General features: G+C 70.1%; 18 protein-coding genes. 6 read left to right on the plus strand and 12 right to left on the minus strand.

Annotation, left to right across the window (positions count from 1 at the left end; translation table 11 throughout):
- Positions 1–28: 28 nt before the first annotated feature.
- Together H7X46_RS04535 and deoC are read right to left on the minus strand one after the other, a co-directional pair.
- Positions 29–793: an SDR family NAD(P)-dependent oxidoreductase gene (locus H7X46_RS04535; protein WP_186358203.1), complete on the minus strand. Its 765-nt coding sequence runs from the start codon at positions 791–793 to the stop codon at positions 29–31.
- 30 nt (positions 794–823) lie between these two features.
- Positions 824–1555, minus strand: coding sequence for a deoxyribose-phosphate aldolase (gene deoC, locus H7X46_RS04540; protein WP_186358204.1), 732 nt, complete (start codon positions 1553–1555; stop codon positions 824–826).
- 336 nt (positions 1556–1891) lie between these two features.
- On the opposite strand from deoC, the gene H7X46_RS04545 reads away from it, so the two are divergent.
- The 3 genes from H7X46_RS04545 (at position 1892) to H7X46_RS04555 (ending at position 5308) form a co-directional block, all read left to right on the plus strand.
- The gene (locus tag H7X46_RS04545) at positions 1892–3250 is read left to right on the plus strand and encodes a transaldolase family protein (RefSeq protein ID WP_222131194.1); all 1359 of its coding nucleotides are present in this window, start codon (positions 1892–1894) and stop codon (positions 3248–3250) included.
- A 44-nt stretch (positions 3251–3294) separates the two neighbouring features.
- Positions 3295–4392, plus strand: coding sequence for an NADH:flavin oxidoreductase/NADH oxidase (locus tag H7X46_RS04550; protein WP_186358205.1), 1098 nt, complete (start codon positions 3295–3297; stop codon positions 4390–4392).
- Positions 4393–4546: 154 nt separating this feature from the next.
- Complete coding sequence (locus H7X46_RS04555; protein ID WP_186358206.1) at positions 4547–5308, plus strand: GntR family transcriptional regulator; 762 nt, start codon at positions 4547–4549, stop codon at positions 5306–5308.
- Between the two features lie 24 nt (positions 5309–5332).
- On the opposite strand, the gene H7X46_RS04560 is transcribed toward H7X46_RS04555, so the two are convergent.
- The 3 genes from H7X46_RS04560 to H7X46_RS04570 all read right to left on the minus strand — a co-directional run bounded on the left by H7X46_RS04560 (position 5333) and on the right by H7X46_RS04570 (position 7501).
- Positions 5333–6103, minus strand: coding sequence for an HAD-IA family hydrolase (locus H7X46_RS04560; protein WP_186358207.1), 771 nt, complete (start codon positions 6101–6103; stop codon positions 5333–5335).
- Positions 6100–6975 (minus strand): class II fructose-bisphosphate aldolase, encoded by an 876-nt coding sequence (locus H7X46_RS04565; RefSeq protein WP_186358208.1) that lies wholly within the window; start codon positions 6973–6975, stop codon positions 6100–6102. Before H7X46_RS04565 ends, H7X46_RS04560 begins: the two co-directional genes overlap by 4 nt.
- A gap of 169 nt (positions 6976–7144) precedes the next feature.
- The gene (locus H7X46_RS04570; RefSeq protein ID WP_370588606.1) at positions 7145–7501 is read right to left on the minus strand and encodes a winged helix-turn-helix transcriptional regulator; all 357 of its coding nucleotides are present in this window, start codon (positions 7499–7501) and stop codon (positions 7145–7147) included.
- 70 nt (positions 7502–7571) lie between these two features.
- Here H7X46_RS04570 and H7X46_RS04575 point away from each other — a divergent pair, with 70 nt between their 5' ends.
- Both H7X46_RS04575 and H7X46_RS04580 read left to right on the plus strand, forming a co-directional pair.
- The gene (locus H7X46_RS04575) at positions 7572–8585 is read left to right on the plus strand and encodes a zinc-binding alcohol dehydrogenase family protein (protein WP_222131195.1); all 1014 of its coding nucleotides are present in this window, start codon (positions 7572–7574) and stop codon (positions 8583–8585) included.
- 125 nt (positions 8586–8710) lie between these two features.
- On the plus strand, positions 8711–9697 hold the full coding sequence (locus tag H7X46_RS04580; protein ID WP_186358209.1) for a zinc-dependent alcohol dehydrogenase family protein: 987 nt from the start codon (positions 8711–8713) through the stop codon (positions 9695–9697).
- Positions 9698–10129: 432 nt separating this feature from the next.
- Here the strand turns inward: H7X46_RS04580 and H7X46_RS04585 are convergent, their stop codons facing one another.
- The 4 genes from H7X46_RS04585 to H7X46_RS04600 are packed head-to-tail and all read right to left on the minus strand — an operon-like array spanning position 10130 to position 15331.
- Positions 10130–11323 carry an acyl-CoA dehydrogenase family protein gene (locus H7X46_RS04585; RefSeq protein ID WP_186358210.1) on the minus strand — a complete coding sequence of 398 codons (1194 nt, stop codon included), beginning with the start codon at positions 11321–11323 and terminating at the stop codon, positions 10130–10132.
- Complete coding sequence (gene phaZ / locus H7X46_RS04590) at positions 11320–12171, minus strand: poly(3-hydroxyalkanoate) depolymerase (protein ID WP_186358211.1); 852 nt, start codon at positions 12169–12171, stop codon at positions 11320–11322. The genes H7X46_RS04585 and phaZ overlap by 4 nt, the downstream gene beginning before the upstream one ends.
- Positions 12168–13844 carry an alpha/beta hydrolase gene (locus H7X46_RS04595; protein WP_186358212.1) on the minus strand — a complete coding sequence of 559 codons (1677 nt, stop codon included), beginning with the start codon at positions 13842–13844 and terminating at the stop codon, positions 12168–12170. The genes phaZ and H7X46_RS04595 overlap by 4 nt, the downstream gene beginning before the upstream one ends.
- The gene (locus tag H7X46_RS04600; RefSeq protein WP_186358213.1) at positions 13844–15331 is read right to left on the minus strand and encodes a long-chain fatty acid--CoA ligase; all 1488 of its coding nucleotides are present in this window, start codon (positions 15329–15331) and stop codon (positions 13844–13846) included. The genes H7X46_RS04595 and H7X46_RS04600 overlap by 1 nt, the downstream gene beginning before the upstream one ends.
- Positions 15332–15459: 128 nt before the next feature.
- On the opposite strand from H7X46_RS04600, the gene H7X46_RS04605 reads away from it, so the two are divergent.
- On the plus strand, positions 15460–16662 hold the full coding sequence (locus H7X46_RS04605) for a CdaR family transcriptional regulator (RefSeq protein ID WP_186358214.1): 1203 nt from the start codon (positions 15460–15462) through the stop codon (positions 16660–16662).
- A 79-nt stretch (positions 16663–16741) separates the two neighbouring features.
- Here the strand turns inward: H7X46_RS04605 and H7X46_RS04610 are convergent, their stop codons facing one another.
- Genes H7X46_RS04610 through H7X46_RS04620 form a run of 3 tightly spaced genes read right to left on the minus strand, consistent with a single transcriptional unit; the run spans position 16742 to position 19625 of the window.
- On the minus strand, positions 16742–17569 hold the full coding sequence (locus H7X46_RS04610) for a carbon-nitrogen hydrolase family protein (protein ID WP_186358215.1): 828 nt from the start codon (positions 17567–17569) through the stop codon (positions 16742–16744).
- A 51-nt stretch (positions 17570–17620) separates the two neighbouring features.
- Positions 17621–18280, minus strand: coding sequence for a TrkA family potassium uptake protein (locus H7X46_RS04615; RefSeq protein WP_186358216.1), 660 nt, complete (start codon positions 18278–18280; stop codon positions 17621–17623).
- Positions 18273–19625: a TrkH family potassium uptake protein gene (locus H7X46_RS04620; protein ID WP_370588607.1), complete on the minus strand. Its 1353-nt coding sequence runs from the start codon at positions 19623–19625 to the stop codon at positions 18273–18275. Before H7X46_RS04620 ends, H7X46_RS04615 begins: the two co-directional genes overlap by 8 nt.
- Positions 19626–19784 lie beyond the last annotated feature (159 nt).

The following is a 19784-nucleotide window of genomic DNA, read 5'->3' on the forward strand; positions in this document are numbered from 1 at the left end:
CCCTGGAGTCGAAAAGTGTGGCGAGTCCTCAGTTTCCGTACATGTACCGGCCGCCGGTGACATCGACAGTGATACCGGTGATGTAGCGGCTCTCGTCCGACACCAGGAACAGCGCGACGCCTGCCGTGTCCTCCGGGGTGCCGATGCGACCCATCGGAACACCGCTGACCTGCTGGGCCCGGGTGGCAGCGGTGTGCTCGCCCTGGTCGGTCAACGGGGTCTCGGTGACACCGGGACAGATCGCGTTGACCCGGATCCCGTCTTTGACGAAGTAGCCGGCGGCATACTTGGTGAGGCCGATGAGACCGGCTTTGGACGCGACGTAATGGGGGCCCGCCCAGCTGCCGCCGCTCTTGCCGGAGGTCGAGGAGATCTGCACGATCCGGCCTCCGGTGCGGCTCATGTACGGGTGGACCGCGCGCAGGCAGCGGAACGCGCCGGTCAGGTTGATGTTCATGACGAAGTTCCACTCCTCGTCGCTGCACTCCGGCAGCTGGGAGAAGCGGGTCACGGCTGCACCATTCACCAGGACGGTGATCTTCCCTGTGCGGTCGAAGACCTCGGCAAACGCTCGATCGACCGACGCCGCGTCGCCGATGTCGATGTGTACCCCGAATGCCTTCCCGCCGGCTTCGGTGATCTCGTCGACGGTGCGGGTGCAGCCCGTGTCGTCCAGGTCGGCACAGGCGACGACCGCGCCATGCCGGGCGAGCTCGATGGCTATGGCCCGGTCGATGCCCGATGCGGCGCCCGTCACGACAGCAACGTCACCGGTGAGCCTGTCACTCTTCATCAGTCGGCCTCCTCATTCCCGCCTGGACGCTCATCGGGACGGCTGGAACTCGATCTGTGAGAAGATCTCCTCGAACAGCGGCAGCTCACGGATGATCTGGTCTCCGGCCCGGGTTCCAACGATATCGGCCCCGGCTGCCACACAACCGAGGGCGACCGCCGTGGTCCAGAACCGACCGGTGCCAGCGAGCTTGATCTTGACGTCACTGCCGTCCAGGGTGTCGCGCATCAGTTTCATGACCGACATGTCGGGCCCGCCCTCGCGGCCGGTGGACGTCTTCACGTAGTCGCCGCCGCCTTCGGCGACGGCGTTGCACGCGGCGACGATCTCGTCGCGGTTGAGATAGGACACCTCGACGATGAACCGGGTCTCGCGGCCTTCTGCGGCCTTCACCAGATCGCTGACCTCGCTGGCGACCTTGTCGTAGTCGCCGTTCTTGAGCGCACCGAACTCGACCACGGGGTCGATCAGCTGGGCGCCCCGGCGGACCGCGTCCTCCACTGCGGCGATCTTCGTGGCGCGAGCGCTCGTGCCGAACGGGTAGTCGGTGACGACGTTGGGCTTGACGTCGGTGCCCTCGAGCTCCTTGACGATGTAGTCGAGGTAGTTGGGGTTCACGCAGCAGGCATTGACGTCGTGCTCGCGGCACACGCCGACGAGCTCGTCGATGGAGGCCAGAGCGGTGTCTGGATGGACGAGCGAGATGTCCAGCATCTTCGCGAACGAGCGAGCGGTGATCTCGCGGCCTCGGATCACGATCATGGTGTGGGCTCCTTCGAGGGCGACAGTGACCGTACCAGCTTGACAGCTCCGGTATATACCGGTCCAGGTGGCTGTGGACGCTACTGGCCGAGGTGGCACACGTCAACGATCAACTTCTAGTGCGTCTCGGGCGGCAGCCACGGGGTGCGAAGCGTTGATGGTTCGACGAGTCTGCCCTGGTCAGGGCTTCGAGCGGGCGCCAGACGAGGCTGGCGCGGCACTCCTCGGGCTCTCGCAGCTTGACGGACGCTGAACTGCAGCCTACCGTACCGGTATATACCGGCTGCCCACTGGGTCTGCCGCTTTCAGGTTAGCTCGGCGTACGAACGGTGGCGAATGATGGTGCACGTCAACTACAGGTCGGCAGGCGAAGGCGCCGCCGGTGTTCACTTCACCCTGGGTGCGCTCGGGAAGTCGCCCGCGCGGGGCCACGAGAGCGACGTTCGGCGCGTCGCGGGGCTCACCATCGGCCGGGCGGACTTCGAGACGTTGTCCGCCGCTGCCTGCGCCGTCGGGGTGACCGACCGGTTCCGGGACGTGATCAGGACATTCGGTCGTGACCACGCCGGGATCCCGGCCGGGTTTCGGGTGGAGACCTCGCTCGCCGAGGACGGTCTTCTCTCGGTCGACCTCGTACGCGATATCGGGTACGACCGCGACGGAGTCAAGCGGCCGAGTGGGATGCTGTTCTCGGCCGACTCCGCGAATCCCTACGAGATCGAGCCCGTCGCCGGCGTCCTGGCCAACCTCACCTGTAACCCGGGCATCGTCTACGACCTGTTCCTCAACGATCCGGCAGCCAACGTCGGTCAGAAGTTCGGGAGCCTGGAAGAGGTGATGCAGGAGATCGGGGCCCTGCTGGGGCCGGGCTGCGACATCAGCGTCGAGATCGAGGACCCGTTCGCCGAACTCGACGTGATTCTCGACCAGATGGCACGGTATCGGGAGATCCTCTCGGAGTATCGGCTCGTCGTGAAGGTGCCCCACACCGGCCCGGTCAACGGCGGCAACGCCACCGAACTGTTGCACGGGGACCGCCGGCTGCGCGCTCACTTCGCCCGCCCGTCCGTCGAGGACGCGTTCCGGTCGCACACGCTGGCGCTCGCCCTCCGCGAGCACGGATACCGGGTCAACTACACGTTGATGTTCGAACCCCATCAGACCGCGCTGGCGCTGCAGGCCAAGCCGTACTTCATCAACAGCTTCGTCCGGCACCGGCTCGGCGAGTCGCGGTGGATCGCGCATGCGGTCGAGGCGTACCGGACGACACGCGACGTGCGTCACCTCGAGGCGCTGCGGTCCTACCTCGTCGACCACGATCATCTCTCCTCCACGGAGGCGGACACGGATCTGATCGAGGTGCTGGAGTACGCCGAGGATCTCGTCGCCTATCGACGGATCGAAGACCCGGAGGGACACGACGGCCTCGACGGTGTCCGCCACAACCTGCGGCTGTTGAAGGCGACCAACCTCCCCGACACCCGCCTCATCGTCTGCAGCATGGAGGGCCGCAACTACCGCGACCTCGACAAGCTGGCCACGGAACCCGAGTTCGCCGACGTGGTCGACCGGCTGGTCGTCACCGCCGAGCCTGCCTATCTGGCGCGCTTCACCTCTGCCAGCCAGGTCGTGAGCTACCAGCGCCGCTTCCTGAACGCGGTACCGAGTTCCGGAACGCTCCTCGACTCAGCATGACGGTTTCGTGCCTGCCCTGACCATCCGACCGGAAGACTGATGACATGCCTCTGCTGTTCGAACCGTTCCGCCTTCGCGACGTGTCCTTCCCCAACCGCATCTGGCTTTCCCCGATGTGCCAGTACTCCTGTGAGGCCCAGGACGGCATGCCGCACGACTGGCATCTGGCGCATCTCGGCGCCCGCGCCCAGGGCGGATTCGGCCTGGTCATGTCCGAGGCCGTCGCCGTGACGGCGCAAGGCCGTATCACTGCCCAGGATGCCGGGTTGTGGTCGGACGAACAGGCCGAGGCGTGGACCCGGATCGTCGACTTCGTGCACGCGCAGGGAGCGAGGTTCGGTTTCCAGATCTCACACGCCGGGCGCAAGGCATCCACCTATCGTGGATTTCCCGGGGAGCCGAAGGGCGCGGTCCCCGCGACCGCGGACGGATGGACCACGGTGGCACCGTCGGCGATCCCGCATCACGGCAATCCGCCGCCCAAGCCGCTGACCCACGATGAGATGGACGAGGTGCGTGATGCGTTCGTCGCGGCGGCGCACCGGGCCGATCGGACCGGCGCCGACGTGCTGGAGATCCACGCCGCTCACGGCTACCTCCTCCACGAGTTCCTCTCACCGATCGCGAACGACCGAGACGACGACTATGGCGGATCCTTCGAAGGGCGAATCCGGTTTCCCCTGCAGGTGGTCGACGCCGTGCGTGCAGCGTGGCCGCAGGGCAAGCCCTTGTTCGTGCGTGTGTCGGCGACCGACTGGATCCCCGGTGGCTGGGACCTCGAGCAGACCAGCCGCCTCGCCGGGTTGCTGAAGGCCCGGGGCGTCGACCTGATCGACGTCTCCAGCGGCAGCATCGGGCCGGCCGACATTCCAGTCGGACGCAACTACCAGGTGCCGTTGTCCGCACGTATCCGCGCGGACAACGGCATCCCCACCGCGGCGGTCGGCCTGATCCTCGAACCCAAACAGGCCGAGAACCTCCTGGAAGCCGGCGACGCCGACGCGGTGTTCCTGGCCCGCGTCGCATTGCGGGAGTCGGCCTGGCCGCTGCGCGCGGCCTGGGAACTTGGTCTGAGCTGGGAAGACGCCCCGTACCCCGGACAGTACGTCCGGGGCCGCTGGGATGCGGTCCCTCGAGACTGACCGACCGCCACCGTCCCCTGAGCCCCGGTGTGCGCGAACGCTGACGCGCGCACCGGGGCTTCGCACTGCCATCGGCATGGCTGATACTCTGTACCTGTACCTGTACATACCTGTTGCCGACATCGGTCGGCCGTGATCGGTCCTGGTGAGGTGGATGCTCGACCGTCATAGCCCCACGCCGCTCCATGTCCAGCTCGAAGAGGCCATCAAGGATCGCATCGCGAACGAGGAGTGGCGCCCCAACTCGCAGATCCCGTCCGAAAACGAGCTCAGCGGGACCTACGGGCTCAGCCGCATGACCACGCGCGGCGTCATCACCCGGCTCGCCCACCAGGGCCTCGTCTATCGGGTACCGGGCAAGGGAACGTTCGTGGCGGAACCGAAGGTCGCCAACCGGCCACATCTGCCGATCGGAATCCAAGGCCAGCTCGACGAGCTCGGCATCGAGAGCCGGATCATCCTCGTCGGCGCTTCGCAGCAGGAGGCATCGGCACGGCTGCGCAAGCAGCTGGACCTCGCCGAGGGGCAACGGGTGCACAGGATCGAGCGGCTCCGCACCATGAACGGTGCGCCGCTGAGCATCCACCTGTCGTTCGTCCCGGTCGAGCGGTGCCCGGACCTCGACACGAAGGACCTCGAGAGTGGTCAGCTGCGCCGCATCCTGGAGGAGAGCTACGGTCTCCGTCCGGCTCGTGTGGTGGAGTCGGTGGAAACGGCGCTGGCCAGCGAACGTGACGCGCAGCTACTGCAGGTGAAGACCGGGTTCACCCTGCTGCAACTGCAGGAGACGAACTACACCGAGGTGGGGAATCCGTTCGAGTTCTGCCATGTCTTGTTCCGCGGGGACAAGATGAAGATCACGTTCGAGTTCCACAACCCGACGCCGAAGGCGGCCGGGGGCCCGCGAGCCACGTGACGGGCGCAGGCCGGTCTCGCGTCACTACGCGAACAGGGTCTTCTCCAAGGTTGCCAGGTCGACGACGCCGTCGCTGTTGCGCACGTCGGTGCCGCTGACGAGCCGTGCCGGGGCGCCCACGTCGCCCAGATCGGAGAGCACGGCGCTGGCCGCGGGGAACGTATCGTCGACGGTGAAGTGGCTCAGGGTGACCACGTGGCGAGTGCCGGACCGGGCGGCGGCCGTCGCGCCGGCTCCGGAGTCCTCGATGATGACCGAATCCTCGGGGGACCTGCCGAGTTCTCGTAGCGCGAGCTCGTAGATGTCCGGAGCAGGCTTCTTGGCGGCGACGACGTCGCCTGCGAAGATTCCGGCCATCCGGGCTCGCAGTCTCGGTCCGACGACGGCGCCCAGTACCGCCTCGACACTGGCCGGGGCCGACGTCGACGCCACGGCCACCTGCCAGCCGGTGTCCAGCGCCTCGGCGATCAGTCGTCGAACCCCGGGCCGGGCGGGAAGCGCACCGTGTCGGACGCGTTGGACGTACAGTTCGCTCTTGAGCCTGTGCACCCGCCCGATCAGCCCCTGGCGGTCGCCGTCGGACGCAGGAGCTTCGTCCGGATGGGCATTCAAGAATGCCGCGAGCCGCTCTTTGCCGCCACCCACGGCCAGCAGTGAGTGGTACTGCTCAGGGGTCCAGTGAAGAGTGAGGCCAAGCTTCTCGAACGCCTCGTTGAACGCGGGAAGGTGTCCCTCGAGCTCGGTGTCGGCCAGTACACCGTCACAGTCCAGGAGGAGAGCACGTGGGTGCTTCATGCGGCGCTCCAGTGCTGGTCGGCTCCATGTCCGCCGAACACTCCGATGTGCCATCCGACGACCGCGGTGACGGCTTCGGCCACCTGATCGAACAGGGCCGTGGGTTCCCACCTGCGCCGACGTTCGGCCTCCTCGAGGTGCTCGCGGGCAGCGTTCATGTAGGCGTGCTTGAGCGCCGTCGAGATATTGATCTTGGAGATGCCGGCCTCGACGAACCGGCGGAAGTCCCGGTCGGACAGGCCCGTCCCGCCGTGCAGGACCACGGGCCGATCGGTCAGTGAGACGAGCTTCGCGACCCGGTCGAACCGTAGCTGCGGTGCTGCGGAGTACATGCCGTGAGCCGTCCCGACCTGTGGTGCGATCATGTCAGCGCCGCTGACCCGCGCAGCCTCCGCGAGTTCTTCCTCGGTGTACGAGTGCAGAGCCTCGTCGGACCCGATGCCGTCCTCGACCCCGATGATGTTCTCGATCTCCGATTCGACGGTCACGCCGTGAACGTGCGCCTCCCGGACCACCTCGCCGGTCTGACCGACGGCCTCGTCGAAAGGGAGCGCTGACGCGTCGAAGAGCACCGAGCTCCACCCGTGTGTGACGACCTCGCTGATCAGCGCCCGGTCGGGGCAATGGTCGAGATGCAGCGCGACCGGCACCGAGGCCCCTGTGGCAATCGTGCGCAGCATGCTCGACATGAGCGACACCCCGGCACGGCGGAGGGTTTTCACCGAGGTCTGCAGGATGATCGGCGACTCTGCCTGCTCGGCGGCGAATACCGCTGCCCGCGCCGACAGGTCGTCGACGACGTTGACAGCGGCCACGGCGAAGCCCTCCCGACGAGCGACCGTGGTCAGGTCAAGTGTGTTGACGAGTGACATCCCGTTTCCCTTCGTCCGACGGGAGCACTGTACTTGTATATATCAGTACTGCCAAGCGCTGTCTGGGTAGGGCCGGCCGACCTGCCGGCGAGATCGACGGTGACGGATGCGGGGATCGGCTTCCCGTCGCGCAGAACCGGTGGTGGGAGGGCTCAGCTGGGCCGGCAGCTCACTCCGTCGAGGCGGGAAAGCGATGGATGTTCTCCTCGACCCAGCGACGCAGTCCCAACAGCGGGAGGTTGGCGTCGCGCCCCAGTCGGGTCAGGGAGTACTCGACCCGTGGTGGCACCTCGGCGAACACCTCCCGTTCGATCAAGGCGTGCTGTTCGAGTCGGCGAAGCGTCTGCGTGAGGACCTTGGGGCTCACGCCTTCCAGGCGCGCGCGGAGGGAGCCGAATCGCTGTGGTCCGTCCTCGAGGGCGCCGAGGATCATCGCGCTCCACTTGTTCGCCAGGAGGTCGAGCATGTCGCGGCAGGGACAGGCTGCTGCGTAGACGTCGTGTGCAGGGGAATCGGAGATGGGCACTTCCCAATGATACCCATTGGGAAGTTGTCGCCGTTGCAGGTAACTGGGACTGCATCGATACCGTCGGGTCATGCCCATCCCACCGACCATGGCAGCGGTCGCCTACCGCCGGCCGTTACCGATCACCGAGCCGGCCGCACTGGAGGACGTCACGCTGCCGACGCCCACGCCGGGCCCTCATGACCTGCTCGTGGATGTTCGAGCAGTGTCCGTGAACCCGGTCGACACCAAGCAACGGCGCGGCACCGACCCGAACGGCGAGCCGAAGGTCCTCGGCTACGACGCTGCCGGTGTCGTGGTCGGGGTCGGCAGTGAGGTGTCGATGTTCGAGGTCGGCGCCGATGTCTACTATGCGGGGTCGATCGCACGGCAGGGGACCAACGCCGAGTACCACGTGGTCGACGAGCGGATCGTGGGGCCGAAGCCGGTCTCGCTGAGCTTCTCGGAGGCTGCAGCTCTGCCACTGACGACCATCACCGCGTGGGAAACCCTTTTTGACCGTCTGCGCCTCGGTACCGACGACACGGGGACGATGCTCGTGCCGAGCGCGGCGGGTGGCGTGGGCTCGATGATCCTCCAGCTGGGCCGCGTGCTGACCGGCCTCGAGTTCGTGGGGACGGCCTCGCGGGAGGAGTCCCGGGCGTGGGCGGCAGAGCTCGGTGCCCACCATGTGATCGGCCACGACGACCTGCCGTCCTCGATCGATCGGATCACCGGATCGGGCCTGGACTACATCTTCTCTCCACGCACCGCAGGAATGATCCCTACCTACGCCGAGATCCTCCGGCCAGGAGGGGCGATCGTCGCCGTCGACGAGCCCGAGGGGCTCGACATCCTGCCGCTGAAGGCGAAGAGCATCACATTCCACTGGGAGATGATGTTCACTCGTCCGCTGTTCCAGACCAACGACATGATCAATCAGCACCACCTCCTTGCCCGCGTCGCCACCCTGGTCGACGAGGGAAAGCTGAAGTCGACCATGACCACAGAGCTGTCCGGCCTGGACGCCGGAAGCGTTCGCCGGGCGCACGAGATGATCGAAGACGGTCACATGGTCGGAAAGGTCGTCATCGGCCGCGCCTGACCGGTTCGCGCGACATCCCGCGCATGCCCCAGCACAGGTGGCCCCTGGGACGGTTCCTCCACTGCAAGGCACGCCACCATGCCGAGCCACGAACTTCAGCACGCCACGAAGATTGGTGATCCTCCATGGCCAAGACCGTCCGATTCCACCAGATCGGCGGACCCGAGGTGCTCGTTCTCGACGACGTCGACATCCCCGAGCCCGGGCCCGGCGAAGTGCGCATCCGGGCCCGAGCACTCGGCGTCAACCGCGCCGAGGCGATGTTCCGCAGCGGCGCGTACGTCCACGACCCCGTACTGCCGGCCGGGATCGGCTACGAAGTCGCGGGGGAGGTCGATGCCGTCGGTGCCGGGGTCGACCTCGCGAACGGAACCCCGGTCAGCGTCGTCCCGGCGTTCGGGATGAACGACTACCCGGTACACGGCGAACTCGTGATCGCACCCGCTCACGCGGTCGTCCAGCACCCCGAGAACCTGACCTGGACCGATGCCGCCGCGGTCTGGATGCCGTTCGTCACCGCCTACGGCGGGCTCATCGCCCGTGCCGGCCTCACCCGCGGCGACACCGTCCTGATCACTGCTGCATCCAGCAGCGTCGGTCTGGCCGCGATCCAGATCGCGAACATGATCGGCGCTCGTCCCGTTGCGCTCACCCGCTCGTCGCGTAAGCAGCAGGCCCTGCTCGACGCCGGCGCCGCCGAGGTCATCGCCACCTCCGAACAGGACACCGCGGCCGAGGTGCGCCGTCTCACCGGCGGGGCAGGCGCCAGGGTCGCCTTCGACCCGGTCGGCGGGCCGGGACTGGCCGACCTGACCGCCTCTCTCGCGCCGGAAGGAATTCTGATCGTCTACGGCGCACTCAGTGAGGAGACGACCCCGCTTCCGGTCATGGACGTGCTTGGCAAGCACCTGACCCTCCGGGGCTACGAGCTCTTCGAGATCACCACCGACCCCGAACAACTCTCCGAAGCAGTCGCGTTCGTCCGCGACGGCCTGCAGCGTGCAGCTCTCAAGCCGATGCTGGCGAAGGTCTTTCCCCTCGACCAGGTCGTCGAGGCCCACCAGTACATGGAGTCCAACGAGCAGTTCGGAAAAATCGTCATCACGGTCTGATTCGAACCTGTCGTCCCAGGGCGAAGCAACGGCGCTGCGCCCCGGCGTCGAGTGCCGGACCTGCTCCCGCTGAGCCCGGGGGCGAGCCCTCGGCCAACGCGGGCTCGCGACAGGTTTCACAGGGTGCTCCTCATTCCTGGGGGCGAGCGTCGTCAAAATTGCCGAAGGAAGTATCGACTGGTTCGGGCGGTCGTGACGACAAAGCGACGATTATGGTTTCGCTGCACGTGATCCCAGTCGGGGTGCGTCGCGAAGCCCGCCACCACGGGCGCGTCCCGCCCCTGCACGACGACCGCACCCACTCATGGAGCTTTAGTCCTGTGCCACAGGACTAAAGCTCCATGAGTGGCACCCGGGGGGCGGGCCGCGCAACCTGTGCTCGGCGGGCTGGTCGCGGCCCGCGCCGGCAGAGCCCGGGTCGCGTGGTGAGGGTCAGGTGAACGCCCCGACGCCGGTGATGTCCCGCCCCACGATCAACGTCTGCATCGTCTCGGTGCCTTCGAAGGTGTGCACGGACTCGATGTCGGCCATGTGCCGCATCACGTGGAAGTCCAGCAGGATGCCGTTGCCGCCGAGCAGGTCCCTGGCCTCGGCGAGCACCGTGCGGGCCTTCGACGTGTTGTGCAGCTTGGCCAGGCCGGCCAGGGTGTCGCTCAGCTTGCCGGCCTCGGCCAGCCGCGCGATCTGCAGGCAGTACAGCTGCATGGCGGTGACGTCGGCGAGCATCCGGACCAGGCGCTGCTGGATGATCTGGGAGTGCGCCAGCGTCCGGCCGAACTGGCGGCGGCGGTGGGCGTAGGTCAGCGCCGCCTCGAAGCCGGCGACGGCGTGGCCGAGCGCCATCCAGGCGCAGGAGCTACGGGTCGAGGCGAGCACCCGCCCGGTGTCCTTGAACGAGCGGGCGCCGGGCAGCCGGTCGGCCTCGTCCACGCGGACGCCGTCCAGCGCGATCTCGGCCTGCCACACCGCGCGCAGCGAGGCCTTGCGCTCGATCACGCGTGCGTCGTAGCCGGGCGTGCCCTTCTCCACGAGGAAGCCCTTGACCTGCCCGTCCTCGGTGTCCCGGGCCCAGACCACGACCACGTCGGCGATGCTGCCGTTGCCGATCCACTTCTTGGCACCGTCGAGCACCCACCCGTCCCCGTCGCGGCGCGCCGTGGTCTCCAGCGCGACCGAGTCCGAGCCGTGGTCGGGTTCGGTGAGCGCGAACGCCCCGATCTTCTCCAGGCGCGCCATCGGCGGCAGCCACCGCCGCTTCTGCACCTCCGAGCCGCAGTAGGCGATCGCCCGCATGGCCAGGCCCGCCTGCACACCGACGAACGTGCCCAGGCTGCCGTCACCGCGGGAGAGCTCCATGGTGACCAGCCCGGCCGAGAGCGGATCCATGGCCGGGCAGCCGTACCCCTCGATGCCGTCGCCGACCAGCCCGGCCGCCCCCAGCTTCTCGACCATCGGCCAGGGGAACTGCGCGGCGTCCCAGTACTCGTTGATGGTGGGCAGGACCTCGTCGTCGACGAACTGGCGTGCCCGGGTCAGATAGCCGAGCTGGTCGGCGGTGAGCTGGTCCCGGATGAAGAAGTAGTCGGTGCCCAGGGCATCACCGATGCCCACCTGCAGGTCGGTCATGAGGTGTCCTCCTCGGAGTGGGTGTGGAACGCGGTCGGTGCGGGGCGGAGGAACTCGTCGATCACCGGAGCGAGGAGCTCCGGCCGGGCGACCAGCTCGAGGTGGCCGCCGGGGTAGACGTGCAGCCGTGCGCGGGGGATGAGCGCCGCGAGCAGGTGGCCGTTGAGCAGGGGGATGATTGGGTCGTCGTCGCCGGCGAGGACGAGCGTCCGCTGCCGCAGCAGCGGCAGGAACGGCAGGCTCGTCCAGCCGGCCGCGGCGAGCAGCTGACACGCGTACCCGCGCGCCGAGCCGGTCTGCCCCTTCGGGGCGAGCAGCCGCGCGGCCAGCTCCGGGTCGGTGCGGGCCGTACCGCCGTAGATCTCGGGGGCGACCCGCCGCAGGTACTGCGGGTCCAGGTGCCGGCGCGGGGTCGTCATCCGGGCGAGCACCCGGGGCCTCGCGGGCACCATCACCGCGCCGGTGCCGGTGGCCACGAGCACCAGCGTGCGGCAGCGGCGGCGAGCGGTCCAGGCGAACTGCTGGGCCAGCGCGCCGCCCCAGGAGATGCCCAGGACGTCGACCTGCTCGTGGCCGAGCCGGTCGAGCACGGCGACGAGGGTGCGGGCCAGACCGGGGAGCCGGTAGGGCCGACCGGCCGGCGGCGACCCGCCGATCCCCGGCGGGTCGAAGCGGATCACCGGGCGGGCCGGGTCGAGCCGGTCGAGCAGGGGGTCGAAGGACTCCAGCCGGCTCCCGATCCCGTTGACCAGCAGGAGCGGCGTCCGGTCGGGCTCGCCCGCCCGCACCGCGACCCGCAGCGTCCGGCCGCCGGCCTCGACGATCCGGGTGGTGCCGCCGGTCGTCATCGGTCCAGGACGTAGGTGCCGGGCGCCGCGTCGAGCGGGACCAGACCGGCTCCGCCGAGCCCGGCCGGGGCGTCCCGCTCCGGCCCGCTGCGCTCGCCGAGCCAGTGCAGGAAGTCGGGCCACCACGAGCCCTGCACCATCGGGGTGGTCCGCTGCCACTGCCCGGCCTCCGCGCCGAGGTCCTCGGAGACCTGGTGGGTGGCCTTCCGGTTGGACGGCGGGTTGACGATCGCCGCGATGTGCCCGCTCGTGGACAGCACGAACCGGGTCGTGCCGCCGAACAGTGCAGCACTGCGGTAGCAGCTCTCCCACGGCGAGATGTGGTCGGCGACGCCGGCGACGACGTACCCGTCGACGGTGATCGACGAGAGGTCGACCGCCCGGCCGAGCATGCTCGCCTCCCCGGGCTTGGTCAGGGCGTTGCTCTGCGCGAGGCCGAGGAAGTCGTGGTGCAGCCGCGCGGTCATCCGCGTGGTGTCGGCGTTCCAGGCCAGGATGTCGAACGGCGCGGGGTCGCGACCCTGCAGGTAGTTGTTGACCCAGTAGCTCCAGACGAGGTCGTCCGGCCGGAGCCAGGCGAACACCTCGGCCAGGGTCCGGCCGTCCAGGTAGCCGCGCGCCCGGGACGCGGCGGCGGCCGCCGTGGCCGTGTCCTCGTCCAGCAGCGCGCCGGCCACGCCCGCCCGGTGCTGGTCGAGCACGCACACCGCGAGCGCGAAGCCCGCGACCCGTTCGGCGAGCCGTCCGTCCCGTTGCAGTGCGGCGAGCACCATCGACTGCAGCGTGCCGCCCGAGCAGAAGCCCAGCACCCCGGCGGCGTCGGCACCGGTGACCGCCAGCGTCGCGTCGAGGGCTTCGATGATCGCCTGCCCGTAGTCGTCGATGCCCCGGTCCCGGTGCCGGGCGTCGGGGTTGCGCCAGGAGATCATGAAGACCTGCTGGCCGCCCTGCACCAGGTACTCGACGAGGCTGCGGCCGGGGGCGAGGTCGGCGACGTAGAACTTGTTGATCACGGGTGGGACGACCAGCAGCGGCCGGCTGCGCACCACCGGCGTCTGCGGCGTGTACTGGATCAGCTCGAACATCTCGGTGCGCAGCACGACCGCCCCCGGCGTGACGGCCAGGTCGAGGCCGACCTGGAACGCGTCGGCAGGGACCATCGTCGGCACCCGCGGCGCGCCGGCCAGGTCCGTGACCAGGTTGCGCACGCCGCGGACGACGTTGCCACCCCCCGAGTCGATCAGCGCCTTCCAGGCGACCGGGCTGATCAGCGGGTTGTTGCTCGGCGCCAGTGCCGCGACCAGGTTGTCGACCGCGAGCTCGAGGCGGTTGCGGTCCCGCCAGTCGAGTTCCGCGTCGGACAGCAGCGCCCGCGCGGTGTCCGCGGCGACCAGGTACGACTGCACGACCCGGCGCAGCACCGGGTTGTGTCGCCAGGCCTCGTCGGCGAAGCGGCGGTCGCGGGCGTCCGGGGACGCGGTGGAACGGCCCAGCAGGACCTGGCCGAGCTCGCCGGTGAGGTCACGGGCGCGGCGGGCGACCGTGCCCGGCCTGCGGGCGAGGTCGGTGGCCAGCCGCAGGCCGGGTCCGCCGGGCAGCAGGCTGTGCAGCGGTCCGAGCGCGCCGTCCGCGAGGAGCATGTCCAGCGGGGCGGCAGTACTCGTGGGATCCATCAGGCCCGGACCTCCGCCGGGATCGTCACCTCACGGCGGAGGATCTTGCCGGTGGGGCCCTTCGGCAACGAGTCGACGACCCAGACCTTCCGCGGGTACTTGTAGGCCGCGACCCGTTCCCGCACGAACTCGCGGATCTGTTCCGGTGTGGACTCGGCGCGCAGCGCGACGGCGGCGCCGACCTCCTCGCCGAGCTCGGCGTGCGGGACGCCGACGACGGCGGCCTCGGCGACGGCGGGGTGCTGGTAGAGCACCTCCTCGATCTCCCGCGGGTACACGTTGTAGCCGCCGCGGATGATCAGGGACTTCTTCCGGTCGACGATGAAGAAGTAGCCGTCGTCGTCCTGCCTGGCCAGGTCGCCGGTGCGGAACCAGCCGTCCGGGATCGCCTCGCGGGTCGCCTCCGGGCGGTTGTGGTAGCCGCGCATGACGTTCAGCCCGCGCACGGCGATCTCACCCACCTCGCCGGTGGCCACGTCGTTGCCGGTGTCGTCGACCAGGCGCATCTCGACACCCTGGACCGGGGTGCCGATGGAGCCGGCCTTGCGCTCGCGGCCGGGGTGGTTGAACGACGCGACCGGCGAGGTCTCGGAGAGGCCGTAGCCCTCGAGGATCAGGGCGCCGAACCCGGACTCGAACTCCTCGAGCACCTGCACCGGCAGGGCCGCCCCGCCGGACACGCCGAGCCGCAGCGACGAGGTGTCGGCCGGCCCGCCGTGCTGCAGGAGCGCGGAGAACATCGTGGGCACGCCCTCGAACACGGTCACCCGGTCACGTTCCATCACCGCGAGCGCGGTCCGCGGGTCGAACCGCGGGACGAGAGTGAGGCAGGCGCCGCTGGACACCGCCGCGTTCAGGCCGCAGGACTGGCCGAACGCGTGGAACAGTGGCAGGCAGCCCATCACGACGTCGTCCGGGCTCAGCGACAGCAGCGTGGTGGCGGTGATCCACGCGTTGTGGCGCAGGTTCGCGTGCGTGAGCTGCGCGCCCTTCGGCTGGCCGGTCGTGCCCGAGGTGTAGAGCAGCACGGCCAGGTCGTCGTCGGCGCGGGCGACCGACCGGGGCGCCGGCTGCTGCTGGCCGAGCAGGGCCGAGAAGTCGCCGTCGACGAGGACGGTCTCCGCGCCGGCGGCACCGGCCCCGGCGGTCGCGTGCGGCTCCGAGGCGGCGGTGGCGAACAGCAGCGCCGCCCCGGAGTCGGACAGGTAGTACTCGACCTCCCGCTCCTTGAGCAGCGGGTTCATCGGCACGACCACGCCGCCGGCACGGAGGATGCCGTAGTAGAGGACGGCGAACTCGGGAACGTTGGGCAGCATCAGCCCGACCGGCGAGCCGGGGGAGACGCCGCGCGCGGCGAGCAGCGCGGCGACGCGGCCTGCAGCCTCGTCGAGCGCCGCGTAGGTCAGGATCCGGTCGTCGTGGCGGACGGCGGGGCGGTCGGGGTACTGCGCTGCGGACTCGTCGAGGAGCACGGCGAGGCTGGTCATGGCGACTCCGTTGTCGATTTCGCGTCGGTACGAAGAGGGTCCCCGCGCTGCGCCCGCATCCCTAGGTTCAGGGAAACAAGGCTCGCCGGTCCGGCTTGTTCCCGGTGACAACGCCGTAGGCTGCCGTGATGGTCACGCCGATCCCGAGGCCGGAGCGGTCGGCCGCGGAGCTGATCGTCGACAGCGTGCGCGCGGACCTGCCGGCCCTGCTCGACACGGTCGTGCAGCGGATCGTCGACGAGGTACCGATGTACGCGCGGGACGACGTCGTCCCGGCCGACGACCTGTACCGCTCGGTCCGGACCAACGTGGAGTACATCTTCGACGGCCTCACCGGTGCCGCCCCGGTGGATGCCCGCGCCCCGGCCGCGACGGGGAGGGCGCGCGCGGCCCAGGGAGCTCCCCTGGTCGAGGTGCTCTCGGCGTACCGGGTCGGCTTCGGCGAGGTGTGGGCGCGGCTCGTCGCGACCGCACGCCGGCTACCGGGGGTGCCCGAGGACGCCGTCATCGACCTCGCCGGTTCCGGCTTCGCCCTCCACAACGCCTACTGCGACGCGGTGATCGAGGCCTATCGCGACGAGGCCCGGCTGCTGCTCCGCGCGCGCGAGCGCGAGCGCGCGGTCCTGGTCGGGGCGATCCTCACCGGTTCCGCGGAGAAGGGGACGGTCTGGGAGGTGGCCGAGGCGCTCCGGCTGCCGGTCGAGGGGGCGTTCATGGTGGTCGCGGCGACGGCCGAGCTGGGCCACGACCCGATGCCGCGGGTGGAGAGCGCCCTGGCCGCCTGCGACGTCACCTCCGTCTGGCGCCTCGAGAACGACCTGTCGCTCGGCGTGCTCTCGCTCGCCGACCGCTCCCGGAGCGAGGAGGCGATGGGTGTGCTGGACCGGCACGCCGGCGGCCCGGTCGGCGTGAGCCCGGTCTTCGGTGAGCTGCGGCAGGCCGCGTGGGCGTTGCGCCTCGCGCGCCTGGCGCTGCAGAACCTGCCACCGGACGGCGGTGTCGAGCAGTTCCGGGACCAGCCGCTCAGCGTGCTGCTCGCCGCCGCCCCGCATGCCGCGCTGGAGACCGCCCACGTGGTGCTGGGCGGCCTGCTCGAGCTTCCGCCCGACGACCGCGACCTGCTGCTGGCCACGTTCGAGGCCTGGGTCGAGGCGGGCGGATCGGCGCAGGCGGCCGGCACCATCCTGTTCTGCCACCCCAACACGGTCCGGTACCGCCTGCGTCGCATCGCCACGGTGACGGGTCGGGACCTCGGCGCCCCCGCCGACATCGCCGAGCTCGTCGCCGCAACCCGCGCGTGGTTCCAGCTGCCGCACCGGGCGACGTCGTGATCGCTCGCCCGTCCGCTCGGGACCGCGCCGGAACGGGTCGATCGTCCCGGCGTCCGCGGCCGTCGCGGGACGCTCGCGTTCACGGCCGGTGGGCCGCGTGGTGCGGCGCCGGGTACAGGTCGGGCCTGCGGTCGGCGAGGTACGGGTTCTCCGCCCGGGCGCGCTCGACGACGCCGGCGCTCACGTCGGCGACGACCAGGCCGGTGCCGTGCACGACGCGGTCCAGCACCTCCCCGGACGGTGCGACGATGCTGCTGCGCCCGACGTAGGTCAGGGAGCCCTCGGCGCCGTCGTGGTTGACGTAGGCGATGTAGACCTGGTTCTCCCAGGCCCGCACGCGGACCAGGTGGTCGGCGACGAAGTCGAACGGCGTCATCTGGGCGGTCGGCACGGCCAGGAGATGGGCACCCGCGAGGGCGGCCGCCCGGACCGGCTCCGGGAACTCGACGTCGTAGCAGACGAGCAGGGCGATGCGCAGGCCCGCGAAGTCGACGACGTGCACGAGGTCGTCGCCCGGGGTGAACAGCGCCCGGTCGAGGTCGCCGTACAGGTGGGTCTTGCGGTAGCGGCCGCGCAGCCGGCCGCGGTCGTCGAGGAAGAACGCCGAGTTGTAGTAGCGGCCGTCGTCGTGTTCCGGGGCGCCGAGCACGATCGCGATCCCGGCCGCGGCGGCGATCTCCGCGGCCGGACCGAGAAGATCGTGGCGGGCGAGGGCGTGCACGGCGTCACCGATGTCGTAGCCGGTGACGAAGAGCTCCGGGGTCACGAGCAGCCGCGCCCCGCGGCGGGCGGCGTCGTGGGCGGCACGGTCCAGCTCGGCGAGGTTGGCCGGGACGTCCGCGGGCGTGCCGGGGGACTGCAGGCCTGCGATCCGTACCGGGCCCGGCTGCGGTGGCGGCTCGGTCATCCCGACACGGTGCTCGCCGCCGGACGGGGGCGCAACGGCCTGCTCCCCGGCTCAGCCTTCTCGGTTCACGAGCCGGTCGATGGCGTCGTGGTCGCCGATCGCGAGGATGACGTCGTCGTGGGTCAGCACGGTGTCCTGGCTCGCGTAGGTGAACCCCGAGCCCGGCGACTTGACCGCGACCACGGTGATCCCGTGGCGGGCCCGCAGGCCGGTCGTCCCCAGGGGCTTCCCGACGGCCTCGTAGGGCGGGTGGAGCTTGGCGACGGCGAAGTCCGGTTCGACCTGGAGGTAGTCGAGCATCCGGCCGGAGAGCAGGTGCGCGACCCGCTCACCCATGTCGAACTCGGGGAAGACGACGTGGTGGGCGCCGACGCGTTCCAGGATGTTGCCGTGCCGTCGGCTGGTCGCCTTGGCCCAGATGTCGTCGACGCCGAGCTCGACGAGCAGCGAGGTCGTGAGGATGCTGGCCTCGATGTGGCCCATCGCCACGACCGCGCGGGTGAAGTCGCCGATGCCGAGCTGGCGCAGCGCCTCGAGGTCGGTGCTGTCCGCCGTGACGACCTGGGTCAGCTCGCTCGCCCAGGCCTGCACCTCGCGGGGATCGCGGTCGACGGCGAGGACCTCCGCGCCCTGCCGGGTGAGCTCCTGTGCCAGTGCGCTGCCGAACCGGCCCAGGCCCAGCACGGCGACGGGTTCGTGCCGGTCAGCCAATGATCGTCCTTTCCTCGGGGCGGCGGTAGTGACGCTGCCGGGTGCGGAGGGCCAGCGCGGAGGCGACGGTGAGCGGCCCGAGCCGGCCCAGGAACATCAACAGGACCAGCACGACCTGCGCCGGTGCCGGCAGGGTGGCGGTGATGCCGGTCGAGAGCCCGACGGTGCCGAGCGCCGAGACGCACTCGAACAGCACCCGGTCGAGGTCGAGGTCGGTCGTGGCCTGCAGCACGAGGGTGGCGATCGCAGTGATCCCCACACCGAGCAGCACGACGGCCAGCGCCTGGCGCTGGTTCTCCGCGGGAACCCGCCGCTGCCCGACGTCCACATCGGGCTCCCCGCGGATCTCCGACCAGAGGACGAAGGCCAGGAGCCCGAACGTCGTGACCTTGATCCCCCCGGCCGTGCCGGCGCTGCCCCCGCCGATGAACATGAGGATGTCGGTGACCAGCCATGTCTCCGGGGTGAGCGCGGCGACGTCGAGGGCGTTGAAACCGGCCGTCCGGGGCATGACGGCGCTGAAGAAGCCGAGCAGCAGCCGCCCGGCCGGCGGGTGCGCGCCGAGGGTCGCGGGATTGTCCCGCTCCAGCACCAGGAACAGCACCGTGCCCAGCACGAGCAGGACACCGGTGACGATCACCGTGATCCGGGTCGTGACCGACCAGGTCCGGGGTCGCCGCCAGGCACGGGCCAGCTCGAACACGACCGGGAACCCGAGCCCGCCGACGATCACGGCGAGGGCCACGGTGAGCAGGATCCAGGCGTCGCCGGCGTAGGGGACGAGGCTGTCCGGGCGCAGGCCGAACCCGGCGTTGTTGAACGCCGAGATCGCGTGGAACAGGCCCTCCCACAGGGCGCGGCCGGGCGGCATCGCGTGGGCGAGGCCGAACCGGACCGCGAGGACGGTGGTGACGACGAGCTCGGCGGCGATGCTGAACACCACCACGTTCCGGATGACACGCCGGATGTCGGCCGCGTCGAGGGTCCGCGACTGAGCCTGCGCGACGAGTCTCGCGCGCAGCCCCAGGCGCCGGGACACCAGGACGACCAGTAGCGAGGAGACGGTCATCAGGCCGAGTCCACCCAGCTGGATGAGCGCCAGGATCACCACCTGGCCGAACGGCGACCAGTAGCTGCCGGTGTCGACGGTGACGAGGCCGGTCACGCACACCGCGGAGGTCGCGGTGAACAGGGCGTCGAGCCACGAGGCGCTCTCCGGGCCGCTGGTCGAGGCGGGCAGCATCAGCACGCCGGTGCCGGCCGCGATCGTGGCCGCGAAGCTCGCGGCGATCGCCCGGCCCGGGCTGCGGAGCGGTGCGCGCCTGCGCCGGACGGTCCTCGGCACCGTGCCCCTCCGTGTACGTCGTGTCGGTGTGCTCCGTCGCAGTCTGGTCCCCGGCCGGGTGCGGACCGTTCGCGGGCCCCGCACGGAGACGGAGGTACCGGCCCTATGCACGACGGCGGTATGCCGGGAAGGCTGGGCGGACGCGGTGTTCGTCGAGGG

It is taken from the genome of Pseudonocardia sp. C8 (assembly GCF_014267175.1).
Classification (GTDB): Bacteria; Actinomycetota; Actinomycetes; order Mycobacteriales; family Pseudonocardiaceae; genus Pseudonocardia.